This window comes from Paraburkholderia sp. BGA-UO-ETr-F12, from assembly GCF_059567945.1.
In genome coordinates this window covers 45,875-71,779 of the sequence record NZ_JCAQOZ010000052.1, presented here as the reverse complement: position 1 = coordinate 71,779, position 25,905 = coordinate 45,875, and the positions used below count along the sequence as shown (strand labels likewise).

At 61.2% G+C, this 25,905-nt stretch carries 28 protein-coding genes; 8 read left to right on the top strand and 20 right to left on the bottom strand.

Annotated elements, in window-relative coordinates; genetic code table 11:
- Window positions 1-545 precede the first annotated feature (545 nt).
- The 13 genes from AC57B6_RS23860 to AC57B6_RS23800 all read right to left on the bottom strand — a co-directional run bounded on the left by AC57B6_RS23860 (window position 546) and on the right by AC57B6_RS23800 (window position 13,098).
- Window positions 546-1,928, bottom strand: a complete 1,383-nt coding sequence (locus tag AC57B6_RS23860; protein ID WP_281662787.1) for a tetratricopeptide repeat protein — start codon at window positions 1,926-1,928, stop codon at window positions 546-548.
- A 113-nt stretch (window positions 1,929-2,041) separates the two neighbouring features.
- Window positions 2,042-3,307, bottom strand: coding sequence for a S8 family serine peptidase (locus tag AC57B6_RS23855; RefSeq protein WP_496422221.1), 1,266 nt, complete (start codon window positions 3,305-3,307; stop codon window positions 2,042-2,044).
- Window positions 3,216-4,202 carry a hypothetical protein gene (locus AC57B6_RS23850; protein ID WP_496422220.1) on the bottom strand — a complete coding sequence of 329 codons (987 nt, stop codon included), beginning with the start codon at window positions 4,200-4,202 and terminating at the stop codon, window positions 3,216-3,218. The genes AC57B6_RS23855 and AC57B6_RS23850 overlap by 92 nt, the downstream gene beginning before the upstream one ends.
- A gap of 274 nt (window positions 4,203-4,476) precedes the next feature.
- Complete coding sequence (locus AC57B6_RS23845; protein ID WP_341459124.1) at window positions 4,477-4,779, bottom strand: hypothetical protein; 303 nt, start codon at window positions 4,777-4,779, stop codon at window positions 4,477-4,479.
- A gap of 176 nt (window positions 4,780-4,955) precedes the next feature.
- A complete protein-coding gene (locus AC57B6_RS23840; protein ID WP_149029732.1) occupies window positions 4,956-5,156 on the bottom strand; it encodes a hypothetical protein in 201 nt (66 codons plus the stop codon).
- Window positions 5,157-5,392: 236 nt separating this feature from the next.
- The gene (locus tag AC57B6_RS23835) at window positions 5,393-5,869 is read right to left on the bottom strand and encodes an acyl-CoA thioesterase (RefSeq protein ID WP_028195962.1); all 477 of its coding nucleotides are present in this window, start codon (window positions 5,867-5,869) and stop codon (window positions 5,393-5,395) included.
- A 156-nt stretch (window positions 5,870-6,025) separates the two neighbouring features.
- On the bottom strand, window positions 6,026-6,757 hold the full coding sequence (locus AC57B6_RS23830) for a phosphorylase (protein WP_030103706.1): 732 nt from the start codon (window positions 6,755-6,757) through the stop codon (window positions 6,026-6,028).
- Window positions 6,758-6,760: 3 nt separating this feature from the next.
- A complete protein-coding gene (gene shc / locus AC57B6_RS23825; RefSeq protein ID WP_030103705.1) occupies window positions 6,761-8,809 on the bottom strand; it encodes a squalene--hopene cyclase in 2,049 nt (682 codons plus the stop codon).
- A complete protein-coding gene (gene hpnE / locus AC57B6_RS23820; RefSeq protein ID WP_030103704.1) occupies window positions 8,806-10,077 on the bottom strand; it encodes a hydroxysqualene dehydroxylase HpnE in 1,272 nt (423 codons plus the stop codon). Before hpnE ends, shc begins: the two co-directional genes overlap by 4 nt.
- Window positions 10,078-10,081: 4 nt before the next feature.
- Complete coding sequence (gene hpnD / locus AC57B6_RS23815; protein WP_281662791.1) at window positions 10,082-10,930, bottom strand: presqualene diphosphate synthase HpnD; 849 nt, start codon at window positions 10,928-10,930, stop codon at window positions 10,082-10,084.
- Window positions 10,931-11,178: 248 nt separating this feature from the next.
- Complete coding sequence (locus tag AC57B6_RS23810; protein WP_178370587.1) at window positions 11,179-12,117, bottom strand: sensor domain-containing diguanylate cyclase; 939 nt, start codon at window positions 12,115-12,117, stop codon at window positions 11,179-11,181.
- Complete coding sequence (locus AC57B6_RS23805; protein ID WP_028195968.1) at window positions 12,114-12,737, bottom strand: chemotaxis protein CheC; 624 nt, start codon at window positions 12,735-12,737, stop codon at window positions 12,114-12,116. The genes AC57B6_RS23810 and AC57B6_RS23805 overlap by 4 nt, the downstream gene beginning before the upstream one ends.
- On the bottom strand, window positions 12,730-13,098 hold the full coding sequence (locus tag AC57B6_RS23800; protein WP_028195969.1) for a response regulator: 369 nt from the start codon (window positions 13,096-13,098) through the stop codon (window positions 12,730-12,732). Before AC57B6_RS23800 ends, AC57B6_RS23805 begins: the two co-directional genes overlap by 8 nt.
- A 238-nt stretch (window positions 13,099-13,336) precedes the next feature.
- On the opposite strand from AC57B6_RS23800, the gene AC57B6_RS23795 reads away from it, so the two are divergent.
- From AC57B6_RS23795 to AC57B6_RS23785, 3 genes are all read left to right on the top strand, one after another.
- Window positions 13,337-13,648, top strand: coding sequence for a hypothetical protein (locus AC57B6_RS23795; protein WP_127837978.1), 312 nt, complete (start codon window positions 13,337-13,339; stop codon window positions 13,646-13,648).
- A gap of 141 nt (window positions 13,649-13,789) precedes the next feature.
- Window positions 13,790-16,078: a hybrid sensor histidine kinase/response regulator family protein gene (locus AC57B6_RS23790; RefSeq protein ID WP_496422219.1), complete on the top strand. Its 2,289-nt coding sequence runs from the start codon at window positions 13,790-13,792 to the stop codon at window positions 16,076-16,078.
- Window positions 16,079-16,290: 212 nt separating this feature from the next.
- Window positions 16,291-17,367, top strand: a complete 1,077-nt coding sequence (locus AC57B6_RS23785; RefSeq protein ID WP_496422218.1) for a hypothetical protein — start codon at window positions 16,291-16,293, stop codon at window positions 17,365-17,367.
- Window positions 17,368-17,448: 81 nt separating this feature from the next.
- Here AC57B6_RS23785 and AC57B6_RS23780 read toward each other — a convergent pair whose 3' ends face one another.
- The 3 genes from AC57B6_RS23780 to AC57B6_RS23770 all read right to left on the bottom strand — a co-directional run bounded on the left by AC57B6_RS23780 (window position 17,449) and on the right by AC57B6_RS23770 (window position 18,845).
- Window positions 17,449-18,003 carry an NADPH-dependent FMN reductase gene (locus AC57B6_RS23780; RefSeq protein ID WP_046572085.1) on the bottom strand — a complete coding sequence of 185 codons (555 nt, stop codon included), beginning with the start codon at window positions 18,001-18,003 and terminating at the stop codon, window positions 17,449-17,451.
- Between the two features lie 276 nt (window positions 18,004-18,279).
- Window positions 18,280-18,516: a DUF6723 family protein gene (locus AC57B6_RS23775; protein WP_235430118.1), complete on the bottom strand. Its 237-nt coding sequence runs from the start codon at window positions 18,514-18,516 to the stop codon at window positions 18,280-18,282.
- Window positions 18,517-18,560: 44 nt separating this feature from the next.
- Window positions 18,561-18,845, bottom strand: coding sequence for a hypothetical protein (locus tag AC57B6_RS23770; protein WP_028195974.1), 285 nt, complete (start codon window positions 18,843-18,845; stop codon window positions 18,561-18,563).
- On the opposite strand from AC57B6_RS23770, the gene AC57B6_RS23765 reads away from it, so the two are divergent.
- Window positions 18,844-19,044 (top strand): hypothetical protein, encoded by a 201-nt coding sequence (locus AC57B6_RS23765; protein ID WP_178370584.1) that lies wholly within the window; start codon window positions 18,844-18,846, stop codon window positions 19,042-19,044. The genes AC57B6_RS23770 and AC57B6_RS23765 overlap by 2 nt on opposite strands.
- A gap of 336 nt (window positions 19,045-19,380) precedes the next feature.
- On the opposite strand, the gene AC57B6_RS23760 is transcribed toward AC57B6_RS23765, so the two are convergent.
- The gene (locus AC57B6_RS23760; protein WP_256737959.1) at window positions 19,381-19,512 is read right to left on the bottom strand and encodes a hypothetical protein; all 132 of its coding nucleotides are present in this window, start codon (window positions 19,510-19,512) and stop codon (window positions 19,381-19,383) included.
- Window positions 19,513-19,986: 474 nt separating this feature from the next.
- On the opposite strand from AC57B6_RS23760, the gene AC57B6_RS23755 reads away from it, so the two are divergent.
- Together AC57B6_RS23755 and AC57B6_RS23750 are read left to right on the top strand one after the other, a co-directional pair.
- A complete protein-coding gene (locus AC57B6_RS23755; RefSeq protein WP_028195975.1) occupies window positions 19,987-20,595 on the top strand; it encodes an RNA polymerase factor sigma-70 in 609 nt (202 codons plus the stop codon).
- Entirely contained in the window at window positions 20,582-20,785 is a 204-nt protein-coding gene (locus tag AC57B6_RS23750) for a zf-HC2 domain-containing protein (protein WP_028195976.1), read from the top strand. The genes AC57B6_RS23755 and AC57B6_RS23750 overlap by 14 nt, the downstream gene beginning before the upstream one ends.
- A gap of 93 nt (window positions 20,786-20,878) precedes the next feature.
- Here the strand turns inward: AC57B6_RS23750 and AC57B6_RS23745 are convergent, their stop codons facing one another.
- Both AC57B6_RS23745 and AC57B6_RS23740 read right to left on the bottom strand, forming a co-directional pair.
- Complete coding sequence (locus tag AC57B6_RS23745) at window positions 20,879-21,169, bottom strand: DUF1272 domain-containing protein (protein WP_030103697.1); 291 nt, start codon at window positions 21,167-21,169, stop codon at window positions 20,879-20,881.
- 139 nt (window positions 21,170-21,308) lie between these two features.
- Complete coding sequence (locus tag AC57B6_RS23740) at window positions 21,309-22,685, bottom strand: GntT/GntP/DsdX family permease (protein ID WP_178370583.1); 1,377 nt, start codon at window positions 22,683-22,685, stop codon at window positions 21,309-21,311.
- 228 nt (window positions 22,686-22,913) lie between these two features.
- Here AC57B6_RS23740 and AC57B6_RS23735 point away from each other — a divergent pair, with 228 nt between their 5' ends.
- The gene (locus tag AC57B6_RS23735) at window positions 22,914-23,897 is read left to right on the top strand and encodes a sulfonate ABC transporter substrate-binding protein (RefSeq protein WP_496422217.1); all 984 of its coding nucleotides are present in this window, start codon (window positions 22,914-22,916) and stop codon (window positions 23,895-23,897) included.
- Between the two features lie 17 nt (window positions 23,898-23,914).
- Here the strand turns inward: AC57B6_RS23735 and arsC are convergent, their stop codons facing one another.
- A complete protein-coding gene (gene arsC, locus AC57B6_RS23730) occupies window positions 23,915-24,298 on the bottom strand; it encodes an arsenate reductase (glutaredoxin) (protein WP_496422216.1) in 384 nt (127 codons plus the stop codon).
- A gap of 927 nt (window positions 24,299-25,225) precedes the next feature.
- Between arsC and parA the strand changes: the two genes are divergently transcribed.
- Window positions 25,226-25,888 (top strand): ParA family partition ATPase, encoded by a 663-nt coding sequence (parA, locus tag AC57B6_RS23725; protein ID WP_028195981.1) that lies wholly within the window; start codon window positions 25,226-25,228, stop codon window positions 25,886-25,888.
- Window positions 25,889-25,905: the final 17 nt, after the last annotated feature.

Genomic DNA, 25,905 nt, shown 5'->3' with positions numbered 1-25,905 from the left:
ATCGCCGACCACGCGATCAACCGCGTTGACGAACTCATGCCGTGGGTCGTTGCGGACCAGCTTCGCGCAAACGCCTGAAGATCCCGCGCGCCTGTCAAGACGGCGCTCGTGCAGCGCTTACGTAAAGACTGACGGTTACCCTCAGTCCGACAGTGTGTTTTGACGGCGCGCAGCTATCCAGCGCGTGCCGGTGTTTCGTCGGATGAGGCGCATCTCACGTCTGTCGATCCATATAGGGAGTACGGGGCATGGACAGCGGGGCGAACGAGGCGCGCCTTGCGCGATCCAGAGGATCGGGGGGCGTTCGCGCGTTAGAGAACGGGGCAAAGTTTCACTGGCACGACAAGTTGAACAACTTCAGCGCGGCGAGTTCCTGCTAAAGCCCGACACTGGAGAATCGGTGCGCCGCTCACGCCTGCGCGCCATAAGCGCTGTGACCGGGCGAAAGCCGCAGCGCGAATTCAATCTCAGTCTGTGGTGCGCGGTCCATCACAGCGGCAGCAGTGAAACGTTTCGCATGTTTAGACGATTGCGGACGACATGACCTATGAAGTACGGGAGTGCGGCGTCTCGCTCCACTCGCACAGCGCGTCGCGCACTTCCTCAATCACGGCGGTCCAATCGCCGAGGTCACGTTGGCGGAACAGCCGCATCGACGGATACCATGGACTGTCGGTTCTGTCGGTAAGCCATCGCCATTCCGTATAGGCTGGAACCAGTGTCCATACAGGCAGGCCCGCTGCGCCCGCGAGGTGCGCGACGGACGTGTCTACAGTAATCAGGAGGTCAAGCGAATGCAGGATTGCAAGCGTATCGGAAAAGTCTTCAATCTGCGGCCCAAGTGTGTACACGTCGAAATCGACCCCGAGGCTCTCGGTTTCACGCTCACGTTCACCTTTCTGCACGGAAAACCAGGTTAAGCCAGGAAGGGAGAAAATTGGTTTCATGTTGCCAAGCTCAACACTGCGGAACCGGTCTAGAACATGATAAGGACTGCCAGCCCACACTATTCCGACCCGCCGTTCGCCGGCAATACGCGGCGAAACTGCTTCAAGGATTTTTCGCCAGTGGATTACCGATTGCGGAGGCGGGCAGACGTAGGGGACACGACCAGGAAGCATTGTCAGGTCTAACTTCATATGCCCTGGCATTCGGAGCATGTAACTCCAGAAATCATAGTGGACGCTAGGAAGGTGAACGTGAACCGTGCTAATAGATTTCATGCTCCGCGCCAACTCGGCGACTGGCCGACTAACAAGCACGTCTACGATTGCACCCTGGCGATGCAGCCAATCCGCGAATCTCAAGCACTGAATCTCATCCCCGCGCCCCTGTTCGCCGACCATCAGGAAACGGCAACCCTCGACTGACTGGCCGCTCCATTCTGGATAGGGTGGCCTCACGAGGTCCTTCGCGTTTTCCGGTATATCGTGGAACGCTCTATACCTTCTCCAGCCTTCGTCGAATTCCCCTAGCGCCAGTAGGGTTCCCGCGAGTTGAAACTTTAGTTGCGGGACGTCAGGAAGTAATCTGGTCGCCTCTTCTCCGTGGTGCCTGCTGCTGGCCGGATCACCGCGTATGCTTAGGGCGCGGGCCGCATTGTGATGCAATAACGGATGGTCAGGATCCAGTGCAAGCCCTTGCCGAGCGACGTCTAACGCTTCCTTGAAATAGTCACTTCTGTTCAGTAGAAGTGCGAGATCCTTGAGCGCATCTGCGTCCTTGCAGAATCGGGCTCTAACTTGGGCGATCGCGGCTTCCAACTGGTCGGGGCGGTTTGCCTTTATGAGTGATTCGATCAGCGTCAAGCTGTCACGAAGCTGGCATGAAGCGAGTGGTAGTTCGACGTTATGCATCTTGTTAGCACCGAACCGTGCATCAGCGCGCGCGAGAAGTGAATTTAACAGAACGGTATTTATTTTAGTCATGCGAGCTTCCATGAGAGTCTTTCGGTGTTTGCGCACATGGTGTATCGCGGACTCGACATGATCCCTGCATCGCGATGCAGGGATCATGTCGAACGTGTTTATCTTCTTTTTTGTTATTTCGTGAGATTGGTCGTCAGCGTACTGCGAAGGTTCGCATGTGCAGACACAATCGCGTAGTAGACCCCAGCAGCCGGGTTATCCATCGTACAACTCGCGGTCTTGGCTCCGCCCATGCCTGACTGACAGTTCGCGTTCAACACCGTAGGCGTTCCTGCCTTGAGATAGAGCCATGCCGTATCACTCGGCTGCCCGGGTGCGAGCGTTACGCTAATGCTCTTCGTACCCGTCGGGACAGTAAGCTCGTAGTAGACCATATGACCGTCTTCCAGAAACAGCGTGGTAGATCTGCCAAAGTCCATTGAGAAAATGGCAGGTGGTTTCACCAAAAATGGGCGCGTGTATGTACTCTTGGCGCCGTTGCTATCCGTGACGGTCAAACGGATCGGATAAACACCAGCATATTCGTAATTCACGTACGGGTTTAACGATTGAGTTCTCACCATATCCGTGCTACCTGCGCTGAAATTCCATGCCCAGGAAACAATAGTCGCGCTACCTCTTGCAGTGGAGAGGTCCGTGCAGGTGATCTGCATCATTTCGGAATGCTGTGAGCAGGTAAAGTCGGCCGCTGACGGAATCTTTCCCGATTTCGCTGCGTTTACCGTTGCGGTCGCGTCCAGAATGCCCGAGCCAATCGGTTGATCTGGTTGCTGTGGAGCGAATGGCTGAACGTTCTGCTGCACCAAGGTTCGCATCTCCGCAGTAGTTAGCGACTTGGGTGCAACAGACCGTGCGAGTGCGACCACACCGGCGACCTGAGGGGCGGCCATTGACGTTCCGTCCATGTAAGCGTAGCTTTCCACGCCCGGTGCGACAGAGCCGCTGTTATAGGTAGACCAGATCGTGCCGCCAGGCGCAGCTACGTCTACGTATGGACCAAAGTTTGATGTCACGTAATTTGTGCCGTTACCGTTGCTACCGCCGACCGTGATGACGCTCTGGCAGTTTGCGGGAGACCAGTTTGTCGCGTCGATGCCATTGTTGCCAGCGGCGACTACCACTACGGCCCCCTTGCTGGTCGCAAAATTGATGGCGCTCTGAAGGGTCCTGCCGCAGTCACCAACGCCTCCAAGGCTTAGATTGATGATATTCGCAGGGTTGGAGTTGGTAGGCACGCCGGGCACACTTCCTCCAGCGGCCCAAGTGATTCCGTCTGCGATATCCGAGTCAACGCCGCGCCCGCAAGCGTTCATCGCGCGAACCGATAGGATCTTTGCTGCAGGTGCGATCCCTGCGATACCGATGCCGTTGTTTGTCAGCGCCGCCGCGATACCAGCAACGTGTGTACCGTGCCACAGCGTGGTTTTGCAACTCGTTTCCCCAGTGATACCTGGATTCATCCCATTGCCCCCCGCTCGTCCTAGACCAAAAATCATAGCCAGGCAAATAGTTTGCGTTCAGGTCGCTGTGATTGGTGACACCATTATCGATCACAGCGATAACCGAGCCGGCACCAGTGCCCACGTCCCATGCTCCCTCAGCCCGTATTCCGGCCATTTTTTGGCCGGGATTCTGGTTCGATGCCAGATACCACTGACGGCTATATTCGGGATCGTTCGGCGCGCTCATCACGGACATTTCCCTATCCGGCTCAATGAACTCCACATCCGGGTCCGAAGCGACAGCGCGCATAAAGGCTCTTGCCTCCGCGCCGTTCAACTTGCGTGCAGTCTGCACAACATCAGAGCCGATGCCCATGCGGCGCGAGTGGCGGGCCTTCGCCGGGAATGCCCCGCTTAACCGGTCAAGCCGGGACTGCACTGCCGAGGTTGACTTGTTCTCTGAGGTGCCATCCTTGTACTTGATGATGAAACGATCCACGGAAGCGTCCGCTCCAAGATTGCTTGTATTCATCTTCAGGGACAGTGCCAACGGAGTGGTCGGGTTCTGCGCCGCCAGCGAGGCTGTTTGTTCAAGCGTTTTCGATTCTTGCGATTGCGGCGTTGTTTGTTTTGTCGAATCCCCGCCGCTACTTCCACCGCATGCACCAAGCGCGAGAGAAAGAAGAACAGCGGCAACGGCGGTTGCAACGCTTCGTTGCTTTCCCGCCGTGTTTGAAAGATGGGGTTGACCGGACGTGGAATGCGGACCCTGTGTTTCTTTACGTCTCGTATTTCGCATAATGGCGTCCCTGAGGTTTTTGTTTTCAGACATCTCCTGCCTCGCGCTGCACCAAAGCCGTCAGCGAAAGCGCGTGTTTCCCTAACCTTTGGCGTGGGCCTGCAAAGGTTATGTAATTGAAACCCTCGTAATCAATCGTAATGTTTACGAGCGTAAGCAGAGGAATCCAAAGTAACAATCAGCCCCATCCGGTGAAGACCAGGAAATTTCCGTGAGGACAGTCAGACGATACGAGTCGGAAGGTAATGGAACGACGCATGTTCTTGCGCCGTCTTACCGGCTATGCGGCGTCACCGCCGTGTGGGGGCTAGTGTGCCAACTCTATGGAGCGCTGTTTAACAGCGCTCGGGGTTTCGCGCGTGTCTTGGTCACACGTTGCGGATGCTTCAGAAAGCAACTTCTCGGCATTACGAGCAGTAATGCGTTTGTGCGGAATACCGCGTGAGTCGAGTGCAATCACCTGGTATAGCTCTCGATCACACTCAAGTTCGCGTTCGTAGCTTTCTGCAGTCTCGACAAGCAATTCAATCAGGTAGCGCTGATTGCAACGTTCATCACATGAGCGCAGCAAAATCGTTGCAACGGTCGGTGATGGTTCGCTTCGCGCCATCCTTATTTTTTGACTTGCCGTGGAAGTATTGGGCGTATGTTTCCCTCAGAAACTCCCCCACGGTCGGGACCACCTTGGCCCGGTCAGCGTTCGCGTCACGCGCGGCTCGCTTCGTCGGTATCGTTACATCGTCGTCGCGGCTTGCTTCTTCGCTAGTTCACGCGCCGCGCTCGGGGCTATGCCGGGATAGTGGCCCACCGTCGTGCGAGGGTGTTTGTCGCCTGGTGCCGTCCAGCGGTAGTAATGGTTATGCCGCCGCGGGTGACCTTCACGCCAAAGCCACGTAGCGCGTCATCTGCAAATTCCTGATACTTGCCGGTGCCACTCTGGCGATGAAGGTTTTCGACAAACTTCTGATTTATGGTGTGACGTGCCATGGTGTGCCCTCGTTGGTTTTTGGTCTGAGGCTGAACAACGGAGCGTAGGGCAAGATTAGGAGAAATTCCACCTGAGCCCCGCTGCAACCTCAAACACCGTCGCGCAACGTAAGGGCCTGATTTTGTTGGCTTATGGGATACCAAGCAACTCAGTGAAACGGTAGAAATGCGCCGCACAGGGGCAACGCTAATAAACCACTAACTAACACAACAAGGAAAGGCAAAAAAAACAAACCTTAATGCAGACTCTCAACCTCAGCCCGCGCAGCGCCAACCTCATCATCAGAGCCAGCCGCAGCCTGCAAAGGCAAAGACGCCCCCTGATACCTGGCAAACGCCTCATCCGCATATCGGATCTGCGTTCGCCCATGAGGCGCCGGCTCACCCTTCTCATCGAGATTAACGAATACCATCTTCTCGACGGTCAAAATACTCTTCCGGGTAATCTTGTTGCGCACTTCGCACCGAAGCGTAATAGACGTACGACCGAAATGCGTAGCCGTCATCCCGAGTTCAATGATGTCTCCCTGCCTCGCGGAGCTGACAAAATTAATCTCGGACATGAACTTGGTCACAACCCGCTGGTTGTCGAGCTGACAGATTGCATAGATAGCGGCTTCTTCGTCGATCCAGCGCAGGAGGCTGCCACCGAACAGCGTACCGTTGGGGTTGAGATCTTCGGGCTTGACCCACTTCCTGGTATGAAAATTCATCTGGTACTCCGTGTCTGAAGGCACCGAGGTTGAGCAGGCGCCCGAACCTAGGGTTAACACTGACATTGTACCAAATATAAGGGTTTTCCCTAGTATTTCAACAGACACTGAATTACCAGCGAAGAGCGGCAGCGCAGCCACCGCAAACGGCGCCCCTCAGGCAACCCCCAACCGCAAAACCCCCGCCTCGCCCATAGCATGCCGCGCCTGCACCAGCGAGGTCCGCGCCGCGCGCGCATCGACCGCGACCTGAATCAGCGCTCCGAGCTGCGACGGCTGCCGCAGCAGCTCCCGCAAAATCGGCCCTAACGCAGTCGTGCCGTCGTCGCGCAAGCCCGCCGTTGCAGCCGAAGGCAGGGTCCGCCACGCCGGATCGACAATCGCGCGGCACACCGCAAAAGGCAGCCCATGCGCAGCGGCCGTGGCGCCGGCAATGTGCGATTCCATGTCGACGGCCAAAGCGCCCGTCGAGCGATGCAGCACGCCCTTGTCGTCAGCGCTGACTAAAGGCGCGGTCACCGCCGCCATCAGGCCGCGTCGCAAACGTGCCGCGAGCGGTCCCGTCGATAATGCGGCGGCGAGCCTGTCGGCCCATGGCCGGTCGGTCTCGAGCCGCCCAAATGGTCCCTCGACAGCCTCCGCAACGATCAGCGTGCCCGGCGCCAGATCGGGCGCCAAACCACCCGCCGTGCCGAAACTGACAATCCCCGAGCAACCGCGCGCGACCGCTGCACTCAACGCCCGCTCAAGCAGATCGGCGCGCGCCGCGTAGACCACCTCGACACCGTTGCCGCGCGCGATGCGCGCCTCGAACGCCATCCCCGTCACCACGATCACCGGCAACGCGCCGTGGCCGATACCGGCTGCCGGCGTAGTCGAAAACGTCATCCGTTACATCCCGACCGCGACGCGCGTCAGCCCGTTACGTTTCAGATGACGGAAACGGGCCAGCGCCCACAACGGGAAGAACTTGCGATAGCCGTGATAACGCAGATAGAACACGCGCGGGAACCCCGTCGCCGTGAAGCGCGTTTCATCCCACAGGCCGTGCTCGCGCTGTTCGCGCTGCAAATACGCGACGCCGCGCGCCACCGCCTCGTGATTGACCTCGCCCGCCGCCATCAGGCCCATCAGCGCCCACGCGGTTTGCGAAGCGGTGCTCGGCGCGCGCTCGTAGCCGCGATAGTCGAGCTTGTAGCTCTCGCCGCCCTCACCCCAGCCGCCGTCCTCGTTCTGGATCGACAGAAGCCAGTGCGCGGCGCGCTTCATGCGCGGGTCGTCGTGCGGCAAACCGGCGGCGTTCAGCGAACACAGCGCGGTCCACGTGCCGTAGATGTAGTTCAGGCCCCAGCGGCCGTACCAGCTGCCGTCCGCTTCCTGTTCCTTCAGCATGTAATCGAGCGCGCGCTGCGCCGGTTCACTGGTCTTCGGAAATTCGCCGAGTTGCGCGAGCATCGACAGGCAGCGGCCGGAGACATCCGCGGTTGGCGGATCGAGCAGCGCGCCATGATCGGAGAACGGAATGTTGTTCAGGTAGTACTGCGTGTTTTCCGGTTCGAACGCACCCCAGCCGCCGTCGCTGCTTTGCATGCCGACCACCCATTCGCGCGCCCGCGCAATGGCTTCGCGATCCACATCCGATTGCGTCAGCGCCGCCGAGCGCTGCATTGCCATCGCCACGACCGCCGTATCGTCGACGTCCGGATAGTGCGCGTTGTTGTACTGGAACGCCCAGCCACCGGGACGCACATTCGGACGGCGCGAGATCCAGTCGCCGCGCACATCGAGAATCTGCAGCGGACGCAGCCATGCGAGCCCGCGTTCAGCCGCTTGCTCGGCATGCGCTTCGCCGGTTTCGAGCAGCGCGTGCGCCACGAGCGAGGTATCCCATACCGGCGACAGACAGGGCTGACAATATGCTTCGTCATCCTTGATAACCAGCAGCTTTTCGATCGACTGGCGTGCAATCGCGCGGTTCGGATGATCGGCCGGGTAGCCGAGCACGTCGTACATCATCACCGAGTTGGCCATGGCCGGGAAAATCGCGCCGAGGCCGTCTTCACCGTTCAGCCGTTCGTCGACAAAGCGCACGGCTTCGCGCACCGAGCGGTCGCGCGTCACCTTGGGGAACAGGCCGTCGACCATACGCAACATGACGTCCACCCCGCTGAAGAAGCGGAACCAGCCCTGATGCTGATGCGGCGCCCGCTCGCGCATGCCGGTGTTCACCGGCGCGCCGCGGAACAGCTCGTCGATACGCACGCGACGGGGATTGCGCGCCACCGGCCGCTTCGCGTTCAGCACCAGCAGCGGCACGATCACCGTACGCGCCCAGTACGACACCTTCGACAGATGGAACGGGAACCACGACGGCAACAGCATGATTTCCACGGGCATCATCGGCACGGCGCGCCAGGACACCACGCCGAACAGCGCAAGCAGAATCCGCGTGAACACGTTCACCGTTTCCGCGCCGCCGTTCGCCAGAATCGCTTCGCGAGCGCGAACCATGTGCTCGGCATCCGGCGAGTCGCCGATCATTTTCAGTGCGAAGTACGCCTTCACGCTGGCGCTGATATCGAGCGCGCCGTCGGTGAAGAGCGGCCAGCCGCCGTCCGCCATCTGGATGCGGCGCAGATAGCGGGCGATCTTCTGCTCCAGTTCCAGGTTCGGCGTCTCACCGAGATAGTGGACGAGGAGCACATATTCGGCGGGAATCGTCGCGTCGGCTTCGAGTTCGTAGACCCAGTGGCCGTCCGGATTCTGCGCGGCGAGGATTGCGTCGGTGGCGCGCGTGATCGCGGCATCGAGCGACGTTGCGACCGCTTGCGACGCGGTAGCGGAGGCGGCATCCGGCATCAGGTTCGGCACATTCGGCGCCGCCTCGGCGAATCCAGGCAGGACGGCGTCCAGCGGCTGAGCTTGAGATAAGTCGTTCATCGGCGTTCCATCGGTTGATTCAGCAGCGTGTCCGCGGCCTTCTGGCCGGAGCGGATCGCCCCTTCGATCGTCGCGGGCAGGCCGGTAGCCGTCCAGTCGCCCGCGAGCATCACATTGTTCCAGCGAGTGCGCGTGCCGGGGCGCAGCGTTTCCTGATCCGGCAAAGCGGCAAACATCGCGCGTGGTTCCGTCACGACCTGCCAGGCCGGCATTGGCTCGACCGGCAGATTGGCGGCCTGAGCCACTTCGGCCCAGACGGTTTTGGCGAGCGCTTCGTGCGGAATGTCGAGCAGACGCTCGGCGGCGTTCACGGTGACCGACACGCGGCCCTCGAAGGCGAACAGCCAGGTGGCCGTTGCATTGAGCAGTCCCGTGACGGGCGCCATACCGAACGGCGGCTCGACGGCAAAATGCACACTGACGTTTGCCGCGAAGCGAGCGGGCGAGCGCAAGCCGGGCACGAGCGTCTGGGCAACGTCCGGCGGCACCGCGAGCACCACGGCCTGGTTCGCGTCGAGCGCGATGCTTTCGTCCGCGAAATTCAGTGCCGAGACGCGTGCCGGGCCGGTGTCGGCAAACACCATATCCTGCAGACGCGAGCCGAGCCGGATTGCCGCGCCGCCATGCTGCAACAGACGCAGCGCCGGGTCGACAAACGCACTGCTCAAACCATTGCGCGCTATCAGCGGCCGGCACGCGAGACCGCCGGCAACGAGCGTTTCCCTGACCATCGCACCCGTCAGCTCCGCCGACGCCTCACGCGGCTCGACATTGAGCATTGCGAGAAACAGCGGCCGCAGCAGACGGTCCCACAGTGGACCATTGCAACGCATGGTCTGCGCGACAGTGCGCGCGGGCTTCGCGAACAGCAGCGGCAGCAGCGTCAGATAGTCGCTCGGGCCGGTATTGGGCACACGCGCGTTCGCGTCGAAGATCCACCAGGGCAGCAGGCCCGGCGACATGCGTACGATCCAGCGCGCCTGCGTCGCGAGATCCACGAACGGATAGTCGGGCTGCGCCGGGCCGACCAGTTCGTCGGCGGCGCCGATCGCGCGCACATAGTTGAGCGTGGCGGTATTGCCCGACAGCACCATGTGATTGCCGCTATCGAGGGTCGCGCCCAGTTGGGCGTCGTAATACGAACGGCAACGGCCGCCAGCCTCGGACGCCGCCTCATGCAGCACGACTTGCGCGCCGCGGCGCTGCAATTGCACCGCTGCGGCCAGGCCGGCGAGGCCGGCGCCAATCACATGGATGAGCTTCGGCATCAGCTCAGAAGAGCGCGTACCGCGCGACGATCCACAGCATGCGCAGTTTCGGCTTGCTGACCTTCGTACGCGGAATGTCGAAACCACGCTCGAGCGTTCGTTCGAGCAACACGCGATAGACGCCCGACATGATGCGCGGCGCACGCACGTGATTGCGCGGCTCGCGATCCATGATCGCGTCGGAAGCGGCGAAATGTTCCTTGGCCCGCTCGGCAAGCGTGGCGCAAACACGCGGCAGCGACGGATCGTCGGCGATCTGCGTGGGGCTCGTCACAGCGATGCCTTCGCGCGCCAGCAATTCGTGCGGCAGGTAGCAGCGGTTGATGCCGGCGTCTTCGTCGATGTCGCGCAGGATATTGGTCAGTTGCAGCGCACGGCCCAGATGATGCGCGAGCAGATGGCCCGGCTCGTCCTGCATCCCGAATATCCTCACCGATAGACGGCCCGCCGCACTGGCGACCCGGTCGCAGTACAGGTCGAGCGTAGCCTCGTCGGGGGCGCAAATGTCGGCGGCGGCATCCATCGCCATGCCGTCGATCATCGCGTGAAAATCTTCGCGTTGCAGGTGAAACGTATGAATGTGCCGCGTCAGCGCGCGCAACGACGCGCGCGGTGCGCCGGCATAGCACGCGTCGATGTCGGCGCGCCAGCGCTCGAGCGCGGCGGCGCGTTCGGCGCGCGGCAGATCGCTGTCGGCGATATCGTCGACAGCGCGGCAAAAGGCGTAGACCTGATACATCGCATCGCGCTGCGCGGCCGGCAGGATGCGCATCGCAAGATAAAACGAGCTGCCGGACGTGGCGGCAGCGGCGTCGATTTCTGTATCGTCCACGACAAGATTGGAAACAGCCAAGACGATCTCCGCTGGAGGCGCCCGCTGAAAGGCGTTCAAGAAGTTTTAATGCCTACTGCGCAACGCAGACGGCCCGCGCGCGCGGACACGCGCGAAACACCCGGCAGGGATGCCGGAAACGGCGAAAAGTATAACAACGTTTGTGAGATGCCGCAGTTTCCGGGGCGAATAAGGGCCGGAAGAGCGGCCGGGGACGCCTGCTGGCAGGCCTTCCTGCCAGGCGCCTCGCGCCGGCATGGCCGGAAAACTCAGGAGAACGCCACCGAGCGGTTGCGTCCCTGTCGTTTCGCACTATAGAGCGCCGCGTCGGCTTCGTTGATGAGCACGTCGTACGCCGGCACGCCTGCGCGCGCCGCCGCGCCGCCGACGCTGGCCGTTACCGGCACGCTCGTGCCCTGGACTTCGACCGGCGTGTCGGCGATCGTGCAACGAATCTTTTCCGCGACCCGCATGGCGTCTTCGAGCGGCGTACACGGCAGCAGCAACGCAAATTCCTCGCCGCCGAAGCGCCCGAATGTATCCTGCGCCCGCACCACTTCGGCGACGCGCTGCGCCATGACGCGCAACACCGTATCGCCGACCCCGTGGCCAAACTGGTCGTTGATTTTCTTGAAGTGGTCGAGATCGAACAGCAGGACGGACATCTCGCCGCCGTAGCGCTGCCAGCGCGTGTATTCATCGCGCAGGCGCGCTTCGAAGTAACGCCGGTTGGCGATCCCCGTCAACCCGTCGCGGTCCGCGTATTCCTGCAACTTGGCTACCGCTTCTTCCCGTTCGCGCTGCACGATGCTGACGTGCGTGACATCGGAGATCGTCACGCACACGGCCACCACCTCGCGATCGCGCATCAGCGGCATGAACGTGAGGTCCTGCTGCATGAAATCGACGCCGCCGGTAATCGGCCGGTCGTGGTCGAACTTGAAGAGATACGGGCGCTGCTCCCACGAACTGAACGCGAAGCTGCCGAGCTGAAATACGCTTTCGATCTTGCGCGACAGCCACACGCGCGGCAATTCCGGAAAATTCGCAAACAGCGATTTGCCGACCACCTGTTCCTGCGACAACCCGCTGTGGTCCTGCATGAAGCGGTTCCACATCAGCACGTTCATCTCGCGATCGAGCACGAAGATGCCGAAACCCACACGTTCGACAACCAGGTCGCTCAACGAGTCCACAGGCACATTCATAAGCTGGATAGCAACTCGTCGAGCGCCTCGTTCATATGGCGGATCGATTCTTCGGCCATCAGCATCACGAGGTGCGCGCGGAAGCTCTGATCCTCGAGCGCAAAGTTGACCTCGACCAGCAGCGCAACTTCCCATTGCAGGACGCCGGGCTGGAATACGTCGTCGAGCGTCATTGCTTCGCCGAGCAGGCCCGGCGCGGAGAACACCGGCGTGCGCCCGAGCTGGTCGAGAATGCACGAGACACACGCGCCCGTCAGCACGTTCGCGACGTCGAATACGAGTTCCTGCTGGCTCACCGCCTCGTAGCTCGAGCGCGAATAGGGATCGCTCACCAGCGCACACAACTGGTCGATGCTGTCGCTGCGGCAGATCACCAGCGCTTCGCCCTTGATGTCGGAACGAAAACCCTGACGCACCGCGCTCACCGTGTCCTCGATCCCGGTCATTTCGCGTAGCGCCGCTGCCGCCTCGCTCACCGCCACCACCTTCACGCGCGGCACCGACAATTCGATAAACGCATCGAGCAGACGCGCGAGACGCGTCGCGGCCTGACCCATCGCCAGATTGGCGACCTCCTGCAGCGCGTCGCGCCGGTCTTCGGTGAGGACTGGCTCAGACATACAACCCGTACTCCTTGAGGATGGGAAGTACCGCCTCGGGCGTCACGGGCTTGGCGATGAATGCGGCGGCGCCGAGCGCGCGCACGCGCGACTGGGCCATCGGTTGAACATCGGCGGAAACGACAATGACGAAGGTGTTCAGGTCCTCATGCTGCAAGGCTTCCAGCACCTGATAGCCGGTCATGTCCGGCATCGTCAGATCGAGGAACATCACCGACGCCTTGCCTTCGCGATACAGGCCGAGCGCTTCGCGCCCGTTCGTCGCGTAGGACACGTCGACATCCCAGTCCGGCGGCAATGCCTTGGTGAGCACCTTGCGGGCAAGCAATGAATCGTCGGCGATCACAATGGGCAAAGGCATGGGCGGGTCGGTAAGCAGAATAAGCTCTTGCGCGTTAACGGCGGATAGAGTCAGTTTCTTTAGCGCGCAGTCTGTCGACTAGCGGTAAAGCGAGCTGAAGCTTGCGAGAATGCAGCTTGCAAACGAGCGGGGAGAGAGCGCACTGCGGCGCTTTTGACGGAAGCCGTGGGCGCGCATGGATGCGTGCGAGCACGGTGGACGACGGCTATGACCGGCATGTTCGAAGCCTACCCCGTAGATGAATCCGCGCGGCTTCACGGATCGGGCTGGTCCCCTTGCCGCGCGCCTGATTCCGCGAACGCCTTCGGTCACGCGTTGTGCGCGTTGTCTGGCGGCCCTCGCGGCAGATGCATCCGAACATGGCGGACACATTATTTGTGATGACGGCGATTTTCGAAGTAAAACGGCGGAAAGGCAATACGCCAATTTCGCTTTGATTAAAGAGATTTTCCCATTGGACACTGCTTATGAAAATATTTTGGTAGATTTCGAAGGCTTTCTTTTACATTTATACTTTTGTGTACGTTTGCGCTTCTCGATTTGTCACTGATTCAAACGGCAGACAAATCATGGCGCGACCATGAGTCACAGATACCCGGCCTGCCGCTGCCTGTCTATGCTTTTTGTATGAAACCGATTTCCGGCCCGATTTCTCGCCCTTTCGTTCCGAACGACCTTCGCGTTATCGACCATGACACCTGACCGGTTCGACCAGCCCGAAGCGAGCCGCAGCCCCGCTAGCCGCCAGGACGAGGCGCGTTTCCCGGCCGTGCCGGAGCAGAATTTCCATGTCCGCCGCATCACGCTGATCGCGTTGTTGATCACAGCCATTGTGCTGCCGTGCGTGTACGTCGCGGCAATGGCGTTCAGCGATCTGCGCACCCGCATGGCCGACGCAACCGACGTGACGCTGCGCACCGTGCGCGTGGCGGAAGAACATGCGTTGAAAGTGTTCGACATGAACGAGACGCTGGACGCGCGCGTCGTGGATCTGACGCAAGGTCTGGACGACAACGGCGTGCGCGCGCAGGAACGCGAGATTCACGAGAAGCTGCGCACGATGGGCGGCGGCTACCCGCAGGTTGCGGCCGTATCGATTTTCGGCCACGAGGGCGACCTGCTCGCCACCAGCCGTTTCTATCCCGCTCCAGTGCTGTCGATTGCCGAGCGCGACGATTTCATCGGCATTCGGGACAGCAAGAGCCTCGAGCATGTCTCGAAGGTAATGGCGGGACACGTGACGGGCGAACAGCTATTCAATACCGGCGTGGAGCGTCGCGCCGCCGACGGCTCGTTTGCCGGGGTCGTCTCTGTCGCGCTGCGGCCCAGCTATTTCGACGCGTTCTACCGCGAATTACTTGGCGGCAACGGCAGCACGCCGATGACCATGAGCCTGCTGCGCGCCGATGGCGCAATCCTCGCGCACTATCCGCGCCGCCTGGGCGAGCCGCTCGCGCTGGGACCGACTTCGCCACTGGCCAAAGCACTGGCGCAGGGGCGGCGAGCCGGCGTCGTACGGATGCATTCCGACATTGACGGCGACAACGTGATCCTCGCGTTCCGGCGCGTGGGCGCCTATCCGGTCTACGTGTCGTGCGCCTATCGCACCGCGGCGATCTGGGGCGCCTGGTACCGGCACCTGAGCGTGCTGATCCTGTCGATGTTCACGCCGTCCATCGTGCTGTGGTGTGTCATCTGGCTATCGCTGCGCCGCCTTGGCGCCGAAGAAGAAGCGTGGGAGCGCTGGCAGGCCGAAGCCTCGATGCGCCGCTCGATCGAATCCGCGTATCGCCAGTCGCGCAAGATGGAGGCGCTCGGCAACCTGGTCGGCAGCGTGGCGCACGATTTCAACAACCTGCTCATGGTCGTTTCGGCCAACGTGCAGATCGCCCGGCGGCGCGGCACGCCGGGGCTCGACCGCGAGTTGTCGGCGATCGAGCGGGCACTCAAGAGCGGCCAGTCGCTTACCCGGCAATTGCTCGGCGTCGCGCGCAAGCAGCCGTTGCGCAGCGAGACGCTGGCGCTCGAGCGCTGGCTGCCGGCCTGCCGCGAGCTGCTGCGCGCGTCGCTCGGCGCGAAGATTTCGCTGGTGATCGACATCGGCGTCAATATCTGGCCGATGCGTGTCGACGTCGCCGAGCTCGAACTCGCGCTGATCAACGTCGCCGTGAACGCGCGCGACGCCATGCCCAACGGCGGCCGCTTCACAGTTCGAGCCGCCAATATCACTTTTCGCCGCGAAGATGGCTTTCCGTTGACGGGCGACTTCGTGCAGCTCTCGCTCGAGGACACCGGCAGCGGCATGCCGCCTGAAGTGCTCGCACGCGCCTTCGAACCGCTTTATACGACGAAGCCCACCGGCATGGGCACCGGTCTCGGACTGCCGCAGGTTTTCGCCTTCTGCGAGCGTTCCGGTGGCCTTGCCGCGATCGACAGCGCAATCGGTGCGGGCACCTCGGTGCGGCTCTATCTGCCGCGCGCCACGGCCGAGCCCGAGGCCGAGGTGCCGGCCGAAACGGGCGTCGAGGAAAGCAGCACGCCGCCCGGCTTGCGCATTCTGCTGGTCGAGGACAACGATGAAGTGGCCGCCGGCACCGAAGCTCTGCTGCAGATGATGGGCCATCAGGTCACCAGCGTGTCCAACGCGGACACCGCGCTGCGCCTGTTCGACGACGCCCACGCGAAGCAGGCACGCACCGGCAGGCCGTTGCCCTTCGATCTGGTGCTGTCGGACATTCACATGCCCGGCACGATGAACGGTATCGACCTTGCCGAAGCCGTGCTGGCTTTCGATACCCGGCTGCCGGTCATCCTCGTCACCGGCTACGCGGAAGAACTCGACCGCGCGCGGCATGTGAACGTGCGGGTGCTATCCAAACCTTTCGATATTGCGGTACTGGAAACGCTCCTGCAAGACGTTCAGCGCGATCTGGGGCAAACGGGCGCCGATCCGGCCGCGGCGTCGCATCCGGCCGGATAGATCCAGGCGGGTTCGCGCCGCCGTCAATTACCAGCGCTTGTAAAAGCGCAGTAGCGGTACGCCGCGGTTTCCACCTACGCCAATCGGTGTCGACGGCCAGCAGCAGGCGCGCGGGACCATCCTGCGGGCCCGGCATGATCGTTGCGACGTTTCTGAAGGAGGCCGACGCGCTCTTGCGCCGTCTATTTCAGCAAAACCGTCGGGAGGCAGCTATGCGACACACTGTGATTGGTTTATTCGAGACTTATTCTCAAGCGGAATCCGCGCGCGACACGCTTGTGCAAACTGGTTTTGCACGCGAAACGATCGAGTTGCAAGCCAATCCGGAACCGTCCGTCGACTCCGCGACCGAGGAGGTCGCGAGTTCGGGCGTGCTCGCCAATATCGAGCGCTTTCTTTCAAGCCTGTTTGCTACCGGCCCGCGCGCGCCGGACACGGCCCGTTACGCTGAAGCCGTGCGCCGCGGCGCTGTGCTGGTGTGCGTGAACGCGGCCAGCGAATCACACGCGGAACTCGCTCGCAATACCTTGACTAGGCTGGGGGCGACCGACATTGGCGAGCGCTCGCCCGATTGGGGCACGTCACCGGAGTCGAGTCGCGATCATTCGATTCTCGACGAACTCGGTATCGGTGCGGTGACGCCCGGCACGCCGCATTCATCGAGCGTTACGACGTCCGGCGTAGCGACGCCCGGCGTGGCGACGCCCGGCGTGGCGACGCCCGGCGTAGCGACGCCCGGCGTAGATGCGTCCCGCTCAACCGTGCGGCCTGCCGATCCGGACGAACCGCTTTATCCGCCGCCGCTCATGGGCACCGACGCGGAGCCGTTCGTCCCGCCCCCGCTCGCCGAGCGGCCATTGCACGACCCGCTTGACCTGCCCGCCGATCCACTGGCGGACGATGCGGGACGCACCGCGATTGCCGCCGGTTCGATGCCGGGCTCAGGCGCGATCTTGCAACCCACCGGAGCGGTCCCCGAAACAGGGCGGTCAACTGCGGGTTTGAGCAACCAGATTCCAAACGAGTACCTGGAATACGAAGAGGATTTCCGCGCTCACTACGACGAGCAATACGCGGCCGAGAATTCGCGCTATGAAGATTACGCGCCGGCCTATCGCTACGGCGCGGAGATCGGCCGCGACACGAATTATCACGACCGGCAGTGGGACGACATCGAACCGGAGGCCCGGCGTCACTGGGAAACCACCTCGGCGGACAGCACGTGGGAGCGCTTCAAGCTCGCTGTACGTCATGGCTGGGAAAGAGTGACGGGGCATCACCACGTCTAGAGCCACAGGGCCGCGCCGGCGTGCCGTGAGATAACGGGCAACGGCGGCGCTTCCCCTGCGGGCGTATATGCGAATGACCCGTCAGGCAGCGGTCTGACGTTTGACCCATGCGACGTAGCGGTCGACGAACGTCTGCAGGAACTGGCGGGTGCCGTCGTTCAGGATCTCGCCTTTCTCGTTGATGACCGACGCGTCGTGCTTGATGAACATTTCGGGCTGGGCAAGCGTGGCCACGTCGAGATAAGCCAGCACGTTGCGCAGATGCTGTTGCGCCAGCGCCGTTCCGGTTGCGCCAAGCGAGGTGCCGAGCACCGCACCGGGCTTATTGCCCCATGAATTGGTTCCCCACGGCCGCGAGCCCCAGTCGAGTGCGTTCTTCAGGACACCCGGTATGGAGCGGTTGTATTCGGGCGTGACAAATAACAGGCCGTCGGCGGCTTCGACGCGCTGCTTCAGGTGTTTGGCGACTTCGGGATAGTCGGCGTCGTAATCCTGGCTGTAAAGCGGCAAGGTGCCAATATCGATGAATTCGAACGTGAAGTCCGCGGGCGCAAGTGAAATCACGGCTTGCGCCAACTGGCGGTTGAACGACTCGCGGCGCAGGCTGCCGACAACGACTGCGATGTGATAGGCCATGTTCGCTTCCTTAAGTAAGGCGCTCGACGCGCGAAAGGGTACGAACTGTCCATCATAGGCAAAAGCCGCGCGAGATGGCGGCAACGAGTGTAAAAACGGCAGCTTTCAGCAGTGCGGACCGCCGTCCCGAAAATTGCGGGCGGTGGATAACCCGGTAGCACCAAAAGTTATCCACAGATTCACTGAATAACCTTGTGGATAACTGGTACTTTTGCCTTGTCAATCAAGCATGCTTTCGGCCTAGGACGATTTGAGGCAAACGCGTGTTTGTCACCGTCATTCCGGTACGGCGATATCGCCATCCACAAGCTGCCAGCCATACGTCTCGGCAAACGACTGGGCCGCGTCGGCCGTTTCGAAGAACGGCATGTCCGCGTGCCCCCGAAAAGGGTAGATCACGCGCTCGTCGCTCAGCCGGATCACTTTCAGCGTCGGCACCGTCCCGCTGGAGGTTCGACGCGACGACACCGCGACCTGATAGTTCGCGCGGCCGGTCAGCGGCGGGGAATTCACGCCCTGCGAGCGCCTGGAAACATGGCTTGCCATCGGCGCACGCATCAAAGGCCGGCGATCGACTGGCCGACAACCATGCCGTCGATCACCTGTTCCGCGTAACTTGTCGACGCAATGCGCGCGTCGCCGGCCGCGCCAAACGGTGAACGGCTCGGCACCTGAAAGACACGGCTGCTGGTCAAGCTGTCGTCGGTACCGCGCCGGCAGATTCGCACGGCGGCGTCGAAGCCCGCATCGTAGTGGCGGGCGCCGTCGGAAGAGCGCGGCTGGTGTGGATAAACCAGCGGATAAATCTCAAGGCCCCGATAGCTTCTGATCGTATTGTTCATGGTGGTCGTCTCCGGTGAAGGATCTCGCCTGGAACGTGGTATGGATGAGCGGCGTGACGCCGGGCGAGTCGCGGCGTTGCAGCGGAAGACGGTGCTGATCGGCGATGCGCATGACGAGCGGCCACTTGACCAGGTCACGCCGACGACATCGCAAAACAGGGTGGAAGGAAAGGACCCTGTTCGATTCAGGGCGCTGTGATGAGAGGCAGATGCCTGAGGGACTGCGCAAGACGCGCAGGAGAACTGCAAGCTGTTGGGCCACTGTAACACGTTAGAAGCGTGAGCATTAGACGCATTTGCGCATCGGGCGCGGGTGTTGCTTCGGAGTGCCGGGTATTGTGTACCGCTTTGCGTCTCGTGATGCCCGTACGGCAATGCCAGGCTCCGCCGATACCTTGCGTGCACGCGTCAAACGCGTCGAGATTATTGAATACGAAAAAAGGGCGCCCTTGTTGGCGCCCTTTTTTTTGCTTCGAGAATCTGTCTTGCCAGCGGACTCGCGCTGGACATGTGTCCAGCCGCACTCTTCAGACGATTAGTTGCCGAAGAACACGTTGCAGTACGATGCCGGGCCGTTGCATTGAGCCGGTGCGGCAGCCTGAGCGGCGCCCGAAGCAGCGGCAAACAGGGCGACGGAAGCGATCAGGGCGGTAAGAATGCGTTTCATGGTGAAGCTCCTCTTCAGTGCGTTGGTGTGCGATCGGATGCGATCGATGGACTGAAGAATAGCGATTCAGTGTCCGCATAAAAACACCGAAGAGAAGAAGACTTTTTTTCAAATATTGAAACAATTCAGGTGCGTATTTAATGTGGATCTGAGGCCTGCTTTTACACGTGCCTGCCTGCACGTCTCATCCATACGGCCAACCTTGTAAGTTGTCACCGGAGCGTAGATTTCATTTTTCGCAATAATGTTTTTTGCTTTCATCAGTCCCGTCATAAACCCCATCGCGGCACGACTAAGCTCATCAGGTCATCGTTTATCGGCGGGTACATGTTCAATACCAATTCGCTTGCGCAGCAACGTGCGGGAGAATGGCGCACCCATCAGGAAACTGTGCGAGGACAATCATCCGCCTATGAACTGCAACGATTCAGAAGAAAACCTGCTGCAACCGCAAGCGCGGCGACGGAGCCTGCCATGGCGCAAGTAAGCGGGCCGGCGCTCGACGATCCGGTCTATCTGACGCAACTGCGGCGCGATCTGGTGCGCTTCGCCCGCTTACAGCTGCGCGATGCCGCTGCCGCCGAAGACGCTGTCCAGGAGGCCCTCGCCGCTGCATGGACGCAAGCCGACCGGTTCGCCGCGCAATCGGAACACAAGACATGGGTGTTCGGCATCTTGCGGCACAAGCTTGTCGACACCTTGCGCGCCCGGCAGCGCACAGTGAACCTGTCAGCGCTGGAATCCGAAATCGATGGCGAAGCGCTGCTCGATCGCGAGCTTTTCAAGGACAACGGCCACTGGTCACGCGAAGCCAAGCCCCAGCCGTGGCCGACGCCGGAAACCGCACTGCGTCAGCAGCAATTCTGGACCTTGTTCGAGATGTGTCTGGACCACCTGCCCGAACACATCGGGCGCGTATTCATGATGCGCGAATTTCTCGATCTCGATACCGAGGCGATCTGCGCCGAATTGCAGATGACCGCCAATCACTGCAGCGTGCTGATCTACCGCGCGCGCCTGCGCCTGCGCACTTGCCTGAGCGAAAAAGGCCTATCCAGAGAGGATGCGAATGGGGAAGTGTAAGAACATCACGCGCCTGCTGTCGGATGCGCTCGACCGCCGCTTGACGACCGGCGAATGGGTCGCGATCCGGCTGCATCTGCCCACCTGTAGCGGCTGCCGCAATTACCGCAAACAGATCCGCCTGTTGCGCGTGGCAGCGCATACGGTGAGCGGGATCGCGACACCGGGGGCAGGCGGCAACGACGACTGAAACGGCGCCGCGATCTGGGCGGCGCGTCGAGCAATAGCGTGACGGGCCGCAGTGAAGGCGGTGCATGGAACCCGCCCTCAACGCCAGGCTTGTTTAGCGCTCGCCGGGCGCTGTGTTCCGATAGCGCTCGAAAAAGCTCGCGTGCGCTGCTTCGTCGACGGAAACGGGATGCACGGTGGCGCCGGCCGGATGTTTGGCCAACTGCGCACGCGTGCGGATCGGCCGATGCTGGAAATTGCCGCCGCAGTTCGGGCACACGTTGCGCAACGCGCTGAGCGCACACACTTCGCAGAAGGTGCATTCGTATGTGCAGATCATCGCGTCGGGCGCGTTTGGCGGCAGTGATTTGCCGCACCCTTCGCAGGACGGTCTCAGTTCAAGCATGGTGGCTCCACGTCGGCGGGGAACGAGGTGCGGGACTGCGCCTCGCCTATTTCGAAGCAGTGTAAGCGGAGCGGGCCACGTGGAATTGACAGCCGGGCGTCAATTCCTGCCACCGTTGCTCGCATCTCCATGCAAAAACTCAGGTCAGCACGGTCCACAACGCGAACGTCAAGACGAGGCCGACGACGGATACGATCGTCTGCAGCACCGACCAGACCATCACCGTCTGTTTCAATTGCAACCCGAAGTACTCGCGCACCATCCAGAAGCCCGCATCGTTCACGTGGCAGAAGAACACGGAACCGGCCCCGATCGCGAGCGCCATCAACGAACTGTGCGTCGCGCTGAGACCCGCGACGACCGGCGCGACGATACCCGCCGTGGTGGTGGTCGCCACGGTCGCGGAGCCGGTAGCTTGCCGCAACGCGACCGCAATCAGCCACGCCAGTAGAATCAGTGGCACATGCGCGCCGACTGCGATCTTGCCGATCGTCGTGCTGATGCCGGCCACCACGAGCGCCTGCTTGAGGCCACCGCCCGCGCCGATGGTTAGCAGCAGCGCGGCGATCGGCGGCAGGCTTTTGCGCAGAATGCCGCCGACCCGGTCGCGCGCCATGCCCCTTGACCAGCCCAGCGCCACCACCGCGAACAGCACGGTGAGGCCGAGCGCGACCAGGGGCTCACCGAGAAAATCGAGCACGTTGAACAGCACGGTCTCGGGTTGCAGCACCAGTTTGGCGACCGTGCGGCCTAACATCATCGCGACCGGCAGCAGGATCGTGATGAGCGAGATCGCGAAACTCGGCGGCTCGCCGGTGTTTGGCGACGCGGTGAAAAGCTTGCCCATTTCTTCCGGCTCGACCACGTGCATCCGTTTCGACAGCCAGATGCCGTAAAGCGGGCCCGCGAGAATGACCGCGGGAATCGCGACGATCAGGCCAAGACCGAGCGTCAGGCCGAGATCGGCATGCAATGCGCTCACGGCAATCAACGGTCCCGGATGCGGCGGCAGCAGGGCGTGCAGCGTGGTCATGCCGGCAAGCGCGGGAATCGCAATCCGCAGGATCGGCTGCTGCGAGCGGCGCGCCATCACGAAGATGATCGGCACCATCATCACCAGGCCGACTTCAAAGAACAGCGGCAAGCCGACGATGATCGCGACCAGCGCCATCATCCACGGTAGCGTGCGGGGCGTGGAATGTTTGAGGATAGTCGAGACGAGTCGGTCGGCCGCGCCTGATTCCGCCATCAGCGCGCCGAGCATGGCCCCAAGCGCGATGATGATGCCGACGTCCCCGAGCAGCGCACCGGCGCCTTTGCTGAATGCGCTGGCGACCGCTTCCAGCGGCAACCCGGCCGAAAAGCCCGCCGCGAACGTGCCGACCAGAATCGAGAGAAACGGCGCAAGCTTCAGCACGCTGATGAAAACGATGATCAGTGCGAGCCCGAGCACGCACGACAGGATCAGTTGAGTGTCGTGGGGTGACCACGGCGTGAGTGTTGACGTCAGATGCACGATGTCCCTTTTTTTCGATTGACACAGCCGCGACTGCGTGCGGATGAAGGATTGTAGCGGGGCACGGCGATTCGACACCGCGTGGCGCGCAGGTACGGCTCGTAGATGCGTCGGATCACTTCGACGTGATTTGCTTATGCGAATTTATCGGTTCGTCCAGGCTTGCAGACGAATTATCGTCGCAGGCAATCGGTCCGTTTTGCGTCCGTTTTCTGAACGAGCACTTTTATGTCCCGTCCGTTGCTGCCCAAGCGCCGCACATTGATTGCCGGCGTAGGCGCCTCGCTGGCCGTTGCGGCCTTGCCCATTATCTCGACGTCCGTCTTCGCTGCGAATGCGCGTGCGAAGGAATTTCGCATCGGCTATCAGAAAGCAGCCAATACGCTCGTGTTGCTGAAGGCGCACGGCACGCTTGAGAAGCGGCTCGCGCCGCTGGACATCACGGTCAAGTGGACGGAGTTTCCCGCCGGACCGCAATTGCTTGAAGGACTGAATGTCGGCGCAATCGACTTTGGTTATGTCGGCGAAGCGCCGCCGGTATTCGCGCAGGCGGCCGGCGCAAACTTCGTCTATACCGCTTATGAGATTCCGACACCGCATGCCGAAGGCATCCTCGTGCATCAGGACGCGCCAATCAAAACGCTAGCGGATCTGAAGGGCAAGAAAATCGCATTCAATAAAGGTTCGGATGTTCACTGGTTTCTGGTCGCCGCCTTGCAGAAGAGCGGCGTGAAATACAGCGATATCCAGCCCGTCTTTCTGGCTCCCGCCGATGCGCGCGCGGCCTTCGAACGCGGGTCGATCGACGCATGGGCAATCTGGGATCCATTCCTCGAGGCGGCAAAACGCCAATCGAACGCCCGCTTGCTGGCCGACGCCGAAGGTATCGTGAGCCACCATCAGTTCTTCCTGAGCGCGCGGCCATTCGCCGAGCAAAACGGCGACGTGCTCGCGATCGTGATGGACGAGGTAGGCAAAGAAGGGACGTGGGTGCGCGGCCACTACAGTGAAGCAGCCGCACAGCTTGCGCCGATTCAGGGGCTCGACGCAGGAGTGATCGAAGCGGGTTTGCGACACTACGCGCACGTCTATAAACCCATCGACGCGGGCGTACTTGCCGAGCAACAACGTATTGCCGACACATTTAGCGAACTGCGCATCATCCCGACGAAGATCGTGACGAAGGATCCTGCGTTACCTGCCAAGGCCTAGGGCAATTTTCACTTAGGTCATAGTGCATCGTGCTTCGGCGTCCAGGCAAATAGCGCTTCGACATTTTCCGGCGGGCGGCCAATCACGGCTCGTCCGTTCCGCACGACGATCGGTCGTTGCAGCAGGATCGGATGCTTTGCCAATGCTTCGTATAACTGAGCGTCACTCAGGGCGAGGTCGGAAAGATCGAGCGCTTTGTATTCGGCTTCGTTGTCACGGATCATCTCGCGGACTGAGCAACCTAACTGCGCGTTGAGTTGTTTGAGCTGCGCGACGGTGAGTGGCTCCTTCAAGTATTCGACAACTTCCGTTGGTTCGTTCGCGCTGTTGTAGGTGTTGGCAATCAGATCGCACGTGGCGCGAGATTTTGAGCAACGAGGGTTGTGGTAGATGGTGATCATGGTCGTTGAGTAGGCGGTGTTGGTATTGGGTGGCGTGACGCTTCTTGTGGAGATTCTAGCGGGTGCTGGAGGAGCAGGTGAATCACTGGTTGAGGCGGGTGTGAGGGGCGCTGAGTTTCTCCTGGTTGGGACAGGCGCGTTGCCTGTTGGCGGATCGGGGTATTCGGTTTATGCGCATAAAGTGCAGGTGGCAATTCGTCGCCACGTGATTAAGGACCGCATAGGTCACTCGGCGTAATGCTTCACTTCGTATGCTGTGGCGGTTGGCCCCTCTATGCATCAAAGCGGACTTCGCCCCAGTCCCAGTCCCCAATGCCGTGCCGTGCCGTGCCGTGCCGTGCCGTGCCGTGCCGTGCCGTGCCGTGCCGTGCCGTGCCGTGCCGTGCCGTGCCGTGCCGTGCCGTGCCGTGCCGTGCCGTGCCGTGCCGACAAAATCATACTGGCCCGTGTGGTCAACCCTCGCAACGGCAGCGGCTCGACGTGAGCAGGGCGCAACGGGTTTATGCGCATAAAGATGCCCAGGCGAACTGGCTCGCTGACACGATAGCGTCCCGCAGGCGAACCTTATCGCCAGCAACTGGGCCGCGTAAAAGCACGATATGACAAGACCAGATCTAGCTCACATGGGCTGCGTCGAATCCGGGTACGACTGAAGCTATGTCCGAGGGTGCCAACCGCACCGTGCTCAACCGTAGCCACTTCCCTTTTCGCCGCTTCATACCGTCTGACATCTCCCAGACGCCACCAACTTGTTACCACTGATCGCGCTTCATCCCTGCCGCGCGCTGTCGTTCACCATGCTCACCTTCTTTATGCGCATAAACCTAACCCGAACGACTAATTCTTCTCGCGTTTACACAAAAACGATTGAAATGAGAATTCATCCAGGTAAAATCCATTTGCGTCTAAAAAGAGGAGGTTAAGATTGTGGCAGCAGAAATCATCGCGGTAACTCAGCAGAAGGGTGGGGTCGGGAAGAGCACAATCGCGATGCATCTCGGGGCTGCGTTCCATGAGAAGGGTAAGCGCGTCCTCGTCGTGGACGCAGATGGTCAAAACACGCTGATCCATTGGGCCAGCGCATCATCCGACGGCGAAACCGGCATCCCCTTTCCAGTTGTCAATCTCTCCGAAGCCGGCAGCCAGATCCATCGCGAGATCAAGAAATTCGTGGCTGACTACGACATCATCGTCGTCGACTGCCCGCCCTCCATCACCGAGAAAGTGTCCGGCGTCGTGCTGCTTGCAGCGAGCGTTGCGATCATGCCGACGTCGTCGTCGCCCGCCGACTATTGGTCGAGCGTCGGACTGGTGAAGCTCGTGCAACAAGCCCAGGTAATGAACGAAGACCTGCGCGCAGTCTTTCTGCTGAATAAGACCGAAGAGAAACGGATGCTGACGCGCGAACTGAAGCGCGCGTTGGAAGAACTCGGCTTCCCTCTGCTCAAGACCCAGATCCCGACGCGCGAAGCCTACAAACAGGCGATGGCGTTAGGGCAAACGGTGCTCCAAATGAACGATCGTGGCGCCAAGCTCGCCGCCATCGAAGTACGGGCGTGCGCCAACGAGATCGCAGCCCTGCTCCCTTGAATTTATGCGCATAAAGG